General features: G+C 63.6%; 13 protein-coding genes. 9 read left to right on the plus strand and 4 right to left on the minus strand.

Annotation, left to right across the window (positions count from 1 at the left end; translation table 11 throughout):
• Positions 1-40 precede the first annotated feature (40 nt).
• Positions 41-409 carry a hypothetical protein gene (locus tag BM062_RS24915; protein ID WP_139219975.1) on the minus strand — a complete coding sequence of 123 codons (369 nt, stop codon included), beginning with the start codon at positions 407-409 and terminating at the stop codon, positions 41-43.
• A gap of 67 nt (positions 410-476) precedes the next feature.
• Between BM062_RS24915 and BM062_RS02575 the strand changes: the two genes are divergently transcribed.
• From BM062_RS02575 to tal, 6 genes are all read left to right on the plus strand, one after another.
• Positions 477-2,024, plus strand: coding sequence for a sugar ABC transporter ATP-binding protein (locus tag BM062_RS02575; protein WP_092392793.1), 1,548 nt, complete (start codon positions 477-479; stop codon positions 2,022-2,024).
• Positions 2,025-2,088: 64 nt separating this feature from the next.
• Positions 2,089-3,075: an ABC transporter permease subunit gene (locus BM062_RS02580; RefSeq protein WP_092393518.1), complete on the plus strand. Its 987-nt coding sequence runs from the start codon at positions 2,089-2,091 to the stop codon at positions 3,073-3,075.
• A gap of 141 nt (positions 3,076-3,216) precedes the next feature.
• A complete protein-coding gene (locus BM062_RS02585) occupies positions 3,217-4,104 on the plus strand; it encodes an ABC transporter substrate-binding protein (protein WP_342830373.1) in 888 nt (295 codons plus the stop codon).
• A 74-nt stretch (positions 4,105-4,178) separates the two neighbouring features.
• A complete protein-coding gene (locus BM062_RS02590) occupies positions 4,179-5,168 on the plus strand; it encodes a LacI family DNA-binding transcriptional regulator (RefSeq protein WP_254784897.1) in 990 nt (329 codons plus the stop codon).
• Positions 5,169-5,205: 37 nt separating this feature from the next.
• Positions 5,206-6,678, plus strand: a complete 1,473-nt coding sequence (xylB, locus tag BM062_RS02595) for a xylulokinase (protein ID WP_371326542.1) — start codon at positions 5,206-5,208, stop codon at positions 6,676-6,678.
• A 52-nt stretch (positions 6,679-6,730) separates the two neighbouring features.
• Positions 6,731-7,696 (plus strand): transaldolase, encoded by a 966-nt coding sequence (gene tal, locus BM062_RS02600; RefSeq protein WP_092392799.1) that lies wholly within the window; start codon positions 6,731-6,733, stop codon positions 7,694-7,696.
• On the opposite strand, the gene BM062_RS02605 is transcribed toward tal, so the two are convergent.
• Both BM062_RS02605 and BM062_RS02610 read right to left on the minus strand, forming a co-directional pair.
• The gene (locus BM062_RS02605; RefSeq protein ID WP_092392801.1) at positions 7,693-9,009 is read right to left on the minus strand and encodes a hypothetical protein; all 1,317 of its coding nucleotides are present in this window, start codon (positions 9,007-9,009) and stop codon (positions 7,693-7,695) included. The two genes, tal and BM062_RS02605, sit on opposite strands and share 4 nt — an antisense overlap.
• Entirely contained in the window at positions 9,006-9,965 is a 960-nt protein-coding gene (locus BM062_RS02610; protein WP_092392803.1) for an ABC transporter ATP-binding protein, read from the minus strand. The genes BM062_RS02605 and BM062_RS02610 overlap by 4 nt, the downstream gene beginning before the upstream one ends.
• Positions 9,966-10,158: 193 nt before the next feature.
• Here BM062_RS02610 and BM062_RS02615 point away from each other — a divergent pair, with 193 nt between their 5' ends.
• The 3 genes from BM062_RS02615 to BM062_RS02625 all read left to right on the plus strand — a co-directional run bounded on the left by BM062_RS02615 (position 10,159) and on the right by BM062_RS02625 (position 11,933).
• Positions 10,159-10,716 (plus strand): hypothetical protein, encoded by a 558-nt coding sequence (locus BM062_RS02615; protein ID WP_092392805.1) that lies wholly within the window; start codon positions 10,159-10,161, stop codon positions 10,714-10,716.
• 177 nt (positions 10,717-10,893) lie between these two features.
• Positions 10,894-11,418 carry a hypothetical protein gene (locus BM062_RS02620; protein WP_092393524.1) on the plus strand — a complete coding sequence of 175 codons (525 nt, stop codon included), beginning with the start codon at positions 10,894-10,896 and terminating at the stop codon, positions 11,416-11,418.
• Complete coding sequence (locus tag BM062_RS02625; protein WP_175500873.1) at positions 11,418-11,933, plus strand: hypothetical protein; 516 nt, start codon at positions 11,418-11,420, stop codon at positions 11,931-11,933. The genes BM062_RS02620 and BM062_RS02625 overlap by 1 nt, the downstream gene beginning before the upstream one ends.
• Positions 11,934-11,935: 2 nt before the next feature.
• Here the strand turns inward: BM062_RS02625 and BM062_RS02630 are convergent, their stop codons facing one another.
• Positions 11,936-12,424 (minus strand): AmiS/UreI family transporter, encoded by a 489-nt coding sequence (locus BM062_RS02630; RefSeq protein ID WP_092392809.1) that lies wholly within the window; start codon positions 12,422-12,424, stop codon positions 11,936-11,938.
• Positions 12,425-12,512 lie beyond the last annotated feature (88 nt).

The raw sequence follows: 12,512 nt of genomic DNA on the forward strand, positions 1-12,512 counted from the left end.
TTCAAGTTCGTGGGCGCTGACCCTTATAGGGTTAGTTCGCTCAATCGTTCTTAATCTCAATTGAAATCCTTGTATGTTTCGCTGATGCAGCACTACTGAGGTGCTCAATGTGAAAAAGCAAGCGCTTGCGCAAGCGCTTGCTTTCCTCTAATATCAGTATCAAATCAGGTCGAAAATACTGATCCGGATGCTTTCCGGCGGTGTTGTGGCCTGGATAAAAAACCAAGAAACCCGGAGACAAACCCATGCATATTCCACGCCGAGGTAGGGCAGCGCCGCCTGTTCCCGAGCCCCGTAAAGCATCGATATTGAGCGATCGCTCGCGCGAAAATGCTTGCACGCGGCCGGCATTTCCTGGCCCGTCTCCGATTCGCTTCTGATCTGCTTTTTGATCTTTCCATTCAGTCATGTTGTTGTTCCAGCGATCAACTTATTTTAAAAGTGAGTGATCGCTCCATCAAAACGAGGGCTTATTGATGAAATCTGAGTCGGGCGCGACGCCAATCCTCGAGATGCGCGGCATCTCCAAGACCTTCAGCGGCTTGCGGGTGCTGAAAGAGGTCGACCTGACCGTGCATGCCGGCGAAGTCCATGCCTTGATGGGCGAGAACGGCGCCGGCAAGTCGACCCTGATGAAAGTGCTGTCCGGCGCCCACCAGGCCGACGCCGGCGGCGAGATCCGCATCGACGGCCGGTGCGTCGCCAGCTACGGCCCGGGCGCCGCCAAGGAACATGGCGTGGCGGTCATCTACCAGGAGCTGAGCCTGTGCCCCAACCTGAGCGTGGCCGAGAACATCTATCTCGGGCGCGAACTGAAGCGCGGCTGGAGCGTCGACCGCAAGGCGATGGAGGCCGGCTGCGTCGACGTCTTGAAGCGCCTGGGCGCGGAATTCAAGCCGCAGACCAAGGTCAGCACGCTGTCGATCGCCGAGCGCCAGCTGGTGGAGATCGCGCGTGCGATCCATGCCCATGCGCGGATCCTGGTGATGGACGAACCCACGACGCCGCTGTCTTCGCGCGAGACTGACCGTTTGTTCGCACTGATCCGCCAGCTGCGCCAGGAGGGCCTGGCGATCGTCTACATCAGCCATCGCATGGCTGAAATCTACGAATTGTCGGACAAGGTCTCGGTATTGCGCGACGGCAAGCACGTCGGCATGCTGGCGCGCGACGAGCTGTCGGCTGAAGCGCTGGTGAAAATGATGGTGGGGCGCGACCTCTCCGGTTTCTACAAGAAGGAACATGCGCCTTACGATCCCGGCAATGTCGTCATGCGGGTGCGCGACATGGCCGACGGCAAACGGGTCCGCGGCTGCAGTTTCGATTTGCATGCGGGCGAGGTGCTGGGCATCGCCGGCCTGGTCGGCGCCGGCCGCACGGAGCTGGCGCGCCTGATCTTTGCCGCCGATCCGCGCATTTCCGGCACGCTGGAAGTGGCCGGCAAGGCGGTGACGTCGCTGCGCGGCCCGGTCGATGCGATCCGCGCCGGGGTCGCCTACCTGACCGAAGACCGCAAATCGCAAGGCCTGTTCCTGGACATGAGCGTGCGCGACAACATCAACGTCTGCGCCTGCGTGCCGGACGCCAGCCATGGCGGCGTGCTGGACCGCAGCCGCGGCGCGCAGCGCGCCGGCGCCGCCATCAAGTCGCTGGCGATCCGGGTGGCTTCGCCCAACATCAATGTCGGCGCACTGTCGGGCGGCAACCAGCAGAAGGTGCTGCTGGCGCGCCTGCTGGAAATCAAGCCGCATGTGCTGATCCTGGACGAACCGACGCGCGGAGTCGACATCGGCGCCAAGTCGGAGATCTACCGCATCATCAACGAACTGGCCCAGGCCGGCATCGGCGTGGTGGTGATTTCCAGCGAACTGCCGGAAATCGTCGGCACCTCGGACCGGGTGCTGGTGATGCGCGAAGGTGAGCTGGTGGCCGAACTGGGCGGGCATTCGGGGCGTGAAATCACCCAGGAAAACATTATCGAACTGGCGACCGGCGCGCAGCAGGTGGAGCCGCAGGCGGCATGACCGGCAGGCGGCTTGAGCACGCGAGGCGGCAATCATGAATCAGAACAGCATGGAGACAAATATCATGGAAGCAAGTAGCAAGATCACGGCCGAGACCATCGGCAAGCGCGAACAGCTGCGCGAATTGTTGCGCACGGTCGGCATGCTGCCGGTGCTGCTGTTGCTGGTGCTGGGTTTCGCCCTGATGAGCGAAAACTTCTTCACGGTGCAGAACCTGTCGATCATCACCCAGCAGGCGTCCGTGAATATCGTGCTGGCGGCCGGCATGACCTTCGTCATCCTGACCGCCGGCATCGACCTCTCGGTCGGCGCGATCCTGGCGGCGTCGGCAGTGGTGGCGATGCTGGCTTCGCTGTCGCCGCAGTTCGGCATGCTGGGGATCGCTGCCGGCATCGGCTTCGGCCTGCTGCTGGGCCTGGCCAACGGCGTCCTGATTGCTTTCATGCGCTTGCCGCCGTTCATCGTCACGCTCGGCGCGCTGACCGCGATGCGCGGCCTGGCGCGGCTGCTGGCGGACGACAAGACAGTATTCAACGCGGAGCTGCCGTTTGCCTTCATCGGCAACGATTCGGTGCTGGGCGTGCCCTGGCTGGTGATCATCGCCTTGCTGGTGGTGGCGGTTTCCTGGTTCATCTTGCGCCGTACCGTGATCGGCGTGCAGATCTACGCGGTGGGCGGCAACCATGAGGCGGCGCGCCTGTCCGGCATCAAGGTCTGGAAGGTGCTGTTGTTCGTGTATGCGGTGTCGGGCCTGCTGGCCGGCCTGGGCGCGGTGATGACTGCATCGCGCCTGTCGGCGGCCAACGGCTTGCAGCTGGGGCAATCCTATGAGCTGGATGCGATCGCGGCGGTGATCCTGGGCGGCACCAGCTTTACCGGCGGCGTCGGCTCCATCGGCGGCACCCTGGTCGGCGCGCTGATCATCGCGGTGCTGACCAACGGCCTGGTGTTGCTGGGCGTGTCCGACATCTGGCAATACATCATCAAGGGCATCGTGATCATCGGCGCGGTGGCGCTGGACCGTTACCGCCAGTCTGGCGCGCGTACCTGAGTTCGGTAAAAATTTTCTCGACCACCGGGTGCGACAAGCTGGTCGTTGTCCCTGGATTTTCATATGACCGGCAACAGGAGATCAAGCATGATGAAAAAAATCGCTATGGCTGCAATACTTCCGCTGACGCTGGCCTTGACCATGTCAGGCGTGGTGCAGGCGCGTGAGCTGAAGGCAGTCGGCATCACCGTCGGTTCGCTCGGCAATCCTTATTTCGTGACGCTGGCCAACGGCGCCAAGGCCAAGGCCCAGCAGATCAATCCCAACGTCAAGGTCACCGCGGTGTCGGCCGACTATGACCTGAGCAAGCAGTTCACGCAGATCGACAATTTCATTTCAGCCGGGGTCGACCTGATCCTGCTCAATGCTACCGATCCGGTCGCCATCGAACCGGCCATCAAGAAAGCGCAAAAGGCCGGGATCGTGGTGGTGGCGGTGGATGTCGGCGCCAAGGGCGTCGATGCCACGGTGCAGACCGACAACGAACTGGCCGGCAAGCTGGCCTGCAAATACCTGGTCGACAAGCTGGGCGGCAAGGGTAACGTGATCATCCAGAACGGGCCGCAGGTGACCGCCGTCACCGACCGCGTCAAAGGCTGCAAAGCGGTGTTTGCCGCAGCGCCCGGCATCAAGCTGTTGTCCGACGACCAGGATGGCAAGGGTTCGCGCGAGGGCGGCTTGAACGCCATGCAGGGTTACCTGACGCGCTTCCCGAAAATCGACGGCTTGTTCACCATCAACGATCCGCAGGCGATCGGCAGCGACCTTGCCGCCAAGCAGCTCAAGCGCAGCGGCATCATCATCACTTCGGTCGACGGCGCGCCGGATATCGAAGCGGCGTTGAAATCGGGCACGTCGATCCAGGCATCGTCCAGCCAGGACCCTTGGGCCCAGGCCCAGGATGCGGTGGCCATCGGCTACGACATCCTGAACGGCAAGCGTCCCGCCAAGCCGGTGGTTTTGCTGGCGCCGGTGCTGATTACTCATGATAATGTCGCTACCTATAAAGGCTGGTCCAGCCAGCGCTGACGTGAAAAGGCGGCTACCGGAACCGGGTCGCCGGCAGCCGCCGGCCTAAAGCAAGGGGAGAACAAGTGGCTACGATGGATGATGTCGCAAGAATCGCGAAGGTGTCGACGTCGACGGTCTCGCATGTCTTGAACGGTACGCGCAAGGTGAGTCCGGCTACCGTGCGTGCGGTAGAGGCGGCGATCCAGGCGCTCGGCTACATCCCCAACACCCTGGCGCGCTCGCTGGCGCGTTCGACATCGAACACGATCGGCGTGGCGATTTCCGCGCTCTCCAACCATTATTTCAGCGAAACCGTGCACGCCATCGAAACCGAATGCGCCAGGCACGGCATCATGATGCTGTATGTCGACACCCGCGACGATCCGGAGCAGGAACTGCGCGCGGTCAAGGCGCTGCACCACCGGCGGGTCGACGGCATCCTGCTGGCGCCGTCCGCCGATCCGCAGCACCTGGCGCTGGAATACCTGCGCGCCAACGAGATCCCGGCGGTGCTGGTGGACCGCCTGGTGGCGCAGGGTTTCGACCAGGTCGGCGTGGAAAACAAGAAATCCTCGCAGGAGCTGGTCAGCCACCTGGTCGAACATGGCCATAAACGCATCGCATTGATTTCCGGCAGCCCGGGCCTGACCACGACCGATGAGCGGATTGAAGGCTACCGCGCGGCGCTGGACGCCGCCAGCCTGCGCTTCGATCCGGCGCTGCTGGTCAGCGGCGAATCCAGCAGCGAACCGGCAAGGCGCGCCACCCGCCAGCTGCTGACGCTGGCGGCGCCGCCGACCGCCATCATGGCCGCCAACAACCTGATGACCATCGGCGCCATGCATGCCTTGCGCGACGCCAAGGTCGACGTGCCGGAACAGATCGCCTTGGTCGGTTTCGACGATTTCGACTGGGCCGATTTTTTCATTCCGCGCCTGACCGTGATGGCGCAGCCGGTCAAGGAACTGGGAATGCGGGCAGTCAAGCTGCTGATGAAGCGGATCGAAGCGCCGGACGGCAAAAAACAGACGGTGCGGCTGGCGCCGACGCTGCGCATCCGCAATTCCTGCGGCTGTCTTTGACATTTTTTACTGGAAACGGATATCTATGGGCAGTCCCATATCGCTAGGGATAGATCTCGGCACGTCGGAACTGAAAGCGGTATTGCTGGACGAGAGCGGCACGGTGCTGGCGCATGCCGGCGTCCGACTGAGCATTTCGCGGCCGCAGGCCGGCTGGTCCGAGCAGGATCCGGAAGACTGGTGGCAAGCCTGCCTGGCGGGCCTGCATCAGTTGCGGCAGCAGCAGCCGGCCGCGTACGCCAGGGTGCGCTGCATCGGTCTGTCAGGACAGATGCATGGCGCAGTGCTGCTGGACCGGGACAACCATGTGCTGCGCCCGGCGATCCTGTGGGACGATTCGCGCGCGCTGGCGCAGGCGCAATTGCTGGAGCGCGCGCATCCTGCTTTCGCCGGCATCACCGGCAGCCTGCCGATGGCGGGGTTGACCGCGCCCAAGCTGTTGTGGCTGCGCGAGCATGAGCCGCAGCTGTTCAGCCGGATTTCCTGCGTGCTGTCGCCCAAGGATTACCTGCGCCTGCGCCTGACCGGCGAGCGCATCAGCGACGTCTCCGACGCCGCCGGCACGCTGTGGCTGGACGTGCATAAGCGCGACTGGTTCGAGCCCATGCTGCAAGCCACCGGGCTGGAGCTGCATCACATGCCGCGGCTGGTGGAAGGTTCGGCAGCGTCAGCCGACCTGAGCGCCGCCGCGGCATCGCAGCTGGCGCTGCAGCCGCCGGTGCTGGTGGCCGGCGGCGGCGGCGACAATCCGGTATCGGCGGTGGGCATCGGCGCGATCGAGGCCGGCCAGGCTTTCGTCACGCTCGGCACCAGCGCCGCCATGGTTGCGATTACCGACCATGTAGCCGGCAATCCGGCCAGCGCGGTGCACAGCTTTTGCCACGCGCTGCCGCAGCGCTGGTACACCATGGGCGCGATGCTGGCCGGCGCCAGCTGCCTGCGCTGGGTCACCCAGCTGCTGGGGCAGGCCAGCGAGCAGGCCTTGTTGCAACAGGTGCAAGAGCATTTGCCGCTGGACCAGCCGGTTCCCGCGGCGACGCCATTGTTCCTGCCTTACCTGGCTGGCGAGCGCACTCCGCACAACGATCCGCTGCTGCGCGGCGGCTTCATGAACCTGGCTTATGAGACGACGCCGGCGATGCTCGGTTATGCGGTGCTGGAAGGCGTGGGTTTCGGCCTGCGCGATGCGATGGCCGCGGTGCAGTCGGCGGGCGCGGAAGTGGCCGCCTGTTCGCTGGTCGGCGGCGGCGCCCGCAGCGACTATTGGGCGCAGCTGCTATCGAACATCCTCGACCGCGAAATCTGCACCCTGTCGGGCAGCGAGCTCAGCGCCTGCATCGGCGCCGCCAAGCTGGGTTTCCTGGCGTATGGTTGCGGCCAAGACCTGCCGGGCCTGGGCATGCCGGTCAAGGCGCGCTTCGTGCCGGCAGCCGGGCAGCAGGAAGTTCTGCAAGAGCGCTACCGCAAATTCCGCGGACTGTTTCCCGCCGCGCAGGCCTTGCACGACTGAACTTTGACGAATTTTTGACTTCTTATCGCATTCCCTACCTACAAGGACAGACATGAACCAGCTGGACCAGCTCAAGCAATATACGACCGTAGTAGCAGATACAGGCAATTTCAAGCAGCTGGCGCAATTCAAGCCGCGCGACGCCACCACCAATCCATCGCTGATCCTGAAGGCCGTGCAGCAAGCCGATTATGCGCCGCTGCTGGCCGAGACGGTCGCCGCCCACGCCGATAACGCGCTGGACCAGATCGTCGACCAGGTGCTGGTGCGTTTCGGCCTGGAGATCTTGCAAGTGGTGCCGGGCCGGGTCTCGACCGAAGTCGACGCCAGGCTGAGTTTCGACACCGCCGCCACGGTAGCCCGGGCGCGCCGCATCATGGCCTTGTATGAAGCCGCCGGCATCGGCCGCGAGCGGGTGCTGATCAAGATCGCTTCGACCTGGGAAGGGATCCAGGCCGCGGCCATCCTGGAGCGCGAAGGCATACGCTGCAACCTGACCCTGCTGTTTTCCTTCTGCCAGGCGGTCGCCTGCGGCGCCGCCAAGGTACGCCTGATCTCGCCGTTCGTCGGCCGCATCTATGACTGGTACAAGAAATCCGCAGGCAGCGCCTGGGATGAATCAGCGAATACGCTTGGCAACGATCCTGGCGTGAAGTCGGTGGCGCAGATCTACAGCTATTACAAGCGCTTCGGGATCGACACTGAAGTGATGGGAGCCAGTTTCCGCAACGTCGGCCAGATCGCCGCGCTGGCAGGGTGCGACCTGCTGACCATCAGTCCGGACCTGCTGGCGCAGCTGCAAGCCAGCGACGCGCCTTTGTCGCGCGCGCTGGACAAGGATGCCGCCGCCGCTGCCGACCTGCGCGAAATCAGCTACGACGAAGCCGGCTTCCGCTATGCGCTCAACGACGACGCCATGGCTACCGAAAAACTGGCGGAAGGAATACGCGGTTTTGCCGCCGACGCCTTCAAGCTTGACCACATCATCGAAGGCTTGCTGGCCTCGGCGCGGGCTTAAACCGGCTGCGGCAAGTCGTCCTGCAAGGCTTGCCGGCGCCAGCGCCAGCCCAGCAGCGCCAAGGCCAATGCGGCATGCAGCAGCGCGATGCCAAGCATCTGCCAGCCGTTGCCGATGTGCAGCGGCATGAAAAATATGGCGAGCGCTTTCAAGCCCATCATGTTGCTCAGGAATGGCAGCAAGCCGTTGATGAGCGCCAGGTACAGGATGGTGGTGGCGCCGACCCGCTTGCTCTTGCCGGAAAACGCGAAGAACAGGTAGACGCAGCAGTCGCGCAACAGCATCAGGGCCAGCGCCGGCGCCAGGAAAGACAGGTCGGCTGTGGTTATCCGCAGCTTGAACGGCAATTCCTGGGCGCTGCTGAACTGCAGCAGCAAGGCCAGGCAGAAGCTCAGGACCAGCGTGGTCGGCCAGATCGGCAGGTTCTGGAACAGGCCGTGCCAGTTGCCGGTCTTGGCCCTGGCGACGACCCGTTGCCAGAGCGCGATATCGTTTTCTTCCGTGAACAGCGCGGCATAGGTCATGGCTAGCGCGAACAGCAATCCTATCCACAGCAGTCCGGCGCCGCCGCTAAAGCCGCCGACATAGGCCGCCAGCAGGCAGCAGGCTAGCGGCCAGGCCCAGGGAGCGGTGGTGATCTGCAAGGCGCTGTTCATGCTGCGCCAGGCGGCGAACACGGCGATGGCGGCGAAGAACGCGACGCTGGCCAGCAGGAAAGAGCTGTAGGCAAACGGCTGGCCCCACCAGGAAACGGAGGCGTCGGCCGCGGAGCGGAACGGCGGCGCGAACATCACGGCGATCAGCACCACCGCCCAGGCGATGCCGCCGCGCTGCACGGCGCGTATGTCGCTGCGCATCAGGTGCAGGTTCAAGGCAATCGTCGCGGCATGCATCAGGATGCCCAGCGCGGCCAGGGTCAGGCCGCTGCTCAAGGGCATGCTATGCTCGCGCACCAGGGCCGCAATCACGAACACCAGCAGGCACAGCAGGCCGCCATACCAGTTGAAGGCGGTGGCGCCGAACAGCTTGCCCCAGGTCATGGTCCAGGGATCGAGCGCGCTCATGCGCTGCTGGTCCCAGGTCTTGTCGCGGATTTCTTCGATCACGGCGTTGCTGGCGTTGCGGGTACCCCACAGGCAGACGATGCCGCCGAACAGGACCAGCGCCACGCTGTCGAGCGGCACGCCGCCCGGCCAGTTGTCGTTGGCGAGGCTGAGCGTGAAAAAAACCAGTCCCAGGATGGCCGGCATGGCGATCAGGCGATGCAGGGAAAACTGCAGCCACAGGTTGCGTTTGAATTCAGGATTGATCATGATGCGCTCCCGCTTGCAATGTTTTGTCCGTTTTGTTCATAGCTGGCCACTGAGCGCAGGTAGGATTGCTGCAGGTTTTCCTTCTGGTCGGCGAAGCTGGAGACCTGCAGGCCGCCGGCGACCAGGCGCGCCAGCAACGCCGCCTGGGCGTGTTCGTCGCCGCTGAACATGAAGTCGGCGCTGCGCTCGTCGCTGGCGCTGACCTGCAATGCCGGTTCGGCTGCCAGCTGCGCATGCAGGCCGGGATTGGCTTGCGCCAGCGTGATCCGCAGCGATTTGCGCGGCGCCTGCGCGGTGCTGCCGTGATCCAGCGCGCGATATTCCAGCACCTTGCCGTCGCGCAGGGCCAGCATGTGGGTGGAGTATTCGTCCAGTTCGGCCAGGATATGCGACGACACCAGCAAGGTCATGCCCTGCGCCTGCAACAGGCGGAACAGGCCGGCCAGGCTGGCGCGCGCTTCCGGATCAAGGCCGGATGCCGGTTCGTCCAGCAGCAGGATCTGCGGCCCGTGGATGATGGCCTGGCCGATCGCGACCCGCTGGCGCAGGCCGCGCGACAGCTTGTCGCAGGTCTGCTGCAGGCGCTCCGTCAGTCCCAGCTGCTGCGCCGTGGTCTGTATCGCCTGCGGGATCGCCGGCGCCGGCAAGCCCTGGGCGGCGGCGGCATATTCAAAACACTGCGCCACTGTCAGCGACTGGTACAGGCCGTAGAAATCGGACAGGTAGCCCATGATCCGGTGCACTTCGCGCGGCCGTTCCAGCACATCCATGCCGGCCACGCTGATCGAGCCGGCGAGGGGCGTTTCCAGGCCGGCGATGCAACGCATCAGGGTGGTTTTGCCGGCGCCGTTGGAGCCGACCAGCGCGGTCACGCTGCCGGCCTCGACTTGCAGGCTGACCTGGTGCAAGGCGCGATGGCCGGGATAATCGAAGGTAAGGCCAGAGATTTTTATCATGAAGGTCGGTCTTCCGGTGAAGGGGCGCAGGCGATAAGTTGCTAATAATAAAGCAACGCATAGAGGAATGCGCGCTAAATTGCGCCCGGCAACAGCGTGTATCAATAACCGGCCAGCTGTTACCAAATGATTCACCTGCCTCGCAGGGCGCGCAACTCCGGTTAAATAGCCAATTTATTTACAGGAGATTGCCATGCATGTTAACCAGTTGCGGTCCGCCTTGAAGTGGGGCTCGGCGCTAGTCTGCCTAAGCCTGGCGGCCTCGGTGCTGGCGGCGCCGGTGATGGATTTCCGTAGCGAAGACGTGCTGTCGGCGGCGGACGGCGTGAAAGACGAACTGCACCTGAACCAGAACCAGCAGACCTTGTGGCGCCAGATCGAAACCAAGACGCGCGGCATCCTGGGCGAGCGGGAAAAACGGCAGCGCGACCTGCAGGCAAACATGGCGAACGGCCTCAAGGATCCGGCTATCGACTTGCGCCAGCTGTCGGCGGCGATCGACGCCGAATCCGGATTGTCGGCCCAGGACGGACGCCAGCTGCGCGACCTGTGGCTGACCATGAACGATGCGCTCGACGACCAGCAGCGGCAGGCAGTGCGGCTGTTCCTGGCGGACCGGCTGCAGCGTGTGGACCAGGCTTCTTGCGAACGCAGTTCCGTGGTCGGCAAGGACAAGTTGTCCGGTAAAGGAGGGCACGGCGGCAAAGGCATGGGCGGCATGGGCGGCGCGAATGGCGGCGGCATGCAGTAGTTTTCCGCGATGGTTTTCCGTTCCGCCGCGATTTAACAATGGTTTGCAAATTACCAGCTTTTCATTCGAACTGAACCGAACTCCCGTCCTCTAAAATGTTCATAGCGAGTTTGCTGGAACTCTGGCTGGCCTCTGCCGATGCGGCTGCGGCCGGCGCTTTATATATTGGATGCGGTAATGCGGTTAAAGCAGATAAGTGGTTTGCTGGTGGTGGGCAGTGTGCTGGGATTGAGTGCTTGCAGTTCGGTGGTGACCGAGGGCAGTTCGGCCGCGGCCGGGGTTGCCGGCACCGCGCTGGCGGGCAAGGTGACCAATAACGCCGCGGTCGCCACCGGCATCGGCCTGGGCGTGCAGGCTGCGGCGCGCGCCGGCGTGCAATACGAGCAGCGCCAGGTGCATGGCGAAGAGCAGGATGCGATTGCCAAGGCTGCCGGCGGCCTGGCTGTCGGAGCGGTCGCCAACTGGCAGATCAGGCACTCGCTGCCGATCGAAGACAACGAGCGCGGCCGGGTCACCGTCAGCCGCGTCATCGCCAGCCAGGGCATGAGCTGCAAGGAAATCGTGTTTTCCGTCGACGGCCTGGTGGACAAGGCGAGCAAGCCGACCAGCGAATTTTATGTGGCGACCATCTGCCAGGCGGGACCAGCCTGGAAGTGGGCGTCGGCCGAACCCGCAACCGAGCGCTGGGGAGCTTTGCAGTGATGCTGCGCGGCGGTTTCTTGCGCGGCGCCGCCGGTGGCGCCTGCTTGCTGGCGATCGCGGTAGCATTGAGCGGCTGCAACAGCATCGGCGGTTTTGCCGGCGCCGCGGCCGGCGTCGCCAGCGGTGCTGTCACTTCCAATCCGGCAGTCGGCTATGCCATCGGCATAGGCGTGCAAGCCGCCACCGACGCCACCACCAAATACGTATTCCGCAACTGGCAAAAAGCCGAACAGGATGAAATCGCCGCTATCGTCGGCCAGCTGGATGTGGGCCAGGCGCGCAAGTGGGCCATCGTCCACCAGATCGCCTACGGCAACGAACACGGAGAAGTGCGTGTCACGCGCCTGATCGATACGCCGCTGGCCTTATGCAAGGAAGTGCTGCTGTCGGTCGACAGCGGCACAGGCGTCGAGTTGAAACGCGCCTGGTATACCGCCAGCGCCTGCCGCAGCGACGATGTATGGAAATGGGCGGTGGCGGAGCCCGCGGTGGAACGCTGGGGCAGCCTGCAGTAGTTTTACCAGCGGCCGGCCAGCATCAGGAAACCCGGGATCCAGCAGGAAACGATGCCGATGAATGCAGTAATGTGGCCCAGGGAACGGATGGTTTTCTGCAGCGCCAATGCCAGGAAGAACAGGAACCAGAGCAATCCCCAGGTCAGCCACATCATGGTCGAACGCATGTCCTGCTCGACCGCCAGCCACGCCATCGGCAAGGTGTTGATGGCGACGAACAGGCAATACCATCCCAGTCCCTTGCCGTTCATGCCTTTCCATTGCACCACCGCCAGGTACAGGTAAGTGAAGGCAAACAGCAAGCCTGCCGCGACGCTGAGATAGCCGGCATTGTCGATGCTGCGCACCATGCCAATAAAGCTGATGGATAGCGCCAGGGCGCCGACCAGGAAATTGAAGACGGCGTTTTCACGCGCCTCGATGCGGCCGGTCAGGCCGACGCCGTTGACGACCAGCACGGCGCCGATGAACAGTAGAGCGATGCCCAACATGATGTAATTCCTTCTGCAAGACTGCCGATAGCGTTGTCGGACTATCCGGGTTTGCAGGGAAGATACGCGTTTCGCCGGTTTGAAGGTA

Origin of the sequence: Collimonas sp. OK412 (assembly GCF_900112135.1) — a bacterium.
Classification (GTDB): Bacteria; Pseudomonadota; Gammaproteobacteria; order Burkholderiales; family Burkholderiaceae_D; genus Collimonas; species Collimonas rhizosphaerae.

Excerpts from the sequence above, each read along its gene's own strand:
- BM062_RS02590 (WP_254784897.1), top strand. The coding sequence starts at position 4,179 with ATGGATGATGTCGCAAGAATCGCGAAGGTGTCGACGTCGACGGTCTCG.
- BM062_RS02580 (WP_092393518.1), top strand. The coding sequence starts at position 2,089 with ATGGAAGCAAGTAGCAAGATCACGGCCGAGACCATCGGCAAGCGCGAA.
- BM062_RS02630 (WP_092392809.1), bottom strand. The coding sequence starts at position 12,424 with ATGTTGGGCATCGCTCTACTGTTCATCGGCGCCGTGCTGGTCGTCAAC.
- BM062_RS02615 (WP_092392805.1), top strand. The coding sequence starts at position 10,159 with ATGCATGTTAACCAGTTGCGGTCCGCCTTGAAGTGGGGCTCGGCGCTA.
- BM062_RS02575 (WP_092392793.1), top strand. The coding sequence starts at position 477 with ATGAAATCTGAGTCGGGCGCGACGCCAATCCTCGAGATGCGCGGCATC.
- tal (WP_092392799.1), top strand. The coding sequence starts at position 6,731 with ATGAACCAGCTGGACCAGCTCAAGCAATATACGACCGTAGTAGCAGAT.
- BM062_RS02625 (WP_175500873.1), top strand. The coding sequence starts at position 11,418 with ATGCTGCGCGGCGGTTTCTTGCGCGGCGCCGCCGGTGGCGCCTGCTTG.
- BM062_RS02585 (WP_342830373.1), top strand. The coding sequence starts at position 3,217 with ATGTCAGGCGTGGTGCAGGCGCGTGAGCTGAAGGCAGTCGGCATCACC.
- BM062_RS02605 (WP_092392801.1), bottom strand. The coding sequence starts at position 9,009 with ATGATCAATCCTGAATTCAAACGCAACCTGTGGCTGCAGTTTTCCCTG.
- BM062_RS02610 (WP_092392803.1), bottom strand. The coding sequence starts at position 9,965 with ATGATAAAAATCTCTGGCCTTACCTTCGATTATCCCGGCCATCGCGCC.
- BM062_RS02620 (WP_092393524.1), top strand. The coding sequence starts at position 10,894 with ATGCGGTTAAAGCAGATAAGTGGTTTGCTGGTGGTGGGCAGTGTGCTG.
- BM062_RS24915 (WP_139219975.1), bottom strand. The coding sequence starts at position 409 with ATGACTGAATGGAAAGATCAAAAAGCAGATCAGAAGCGAATCGGAGAC.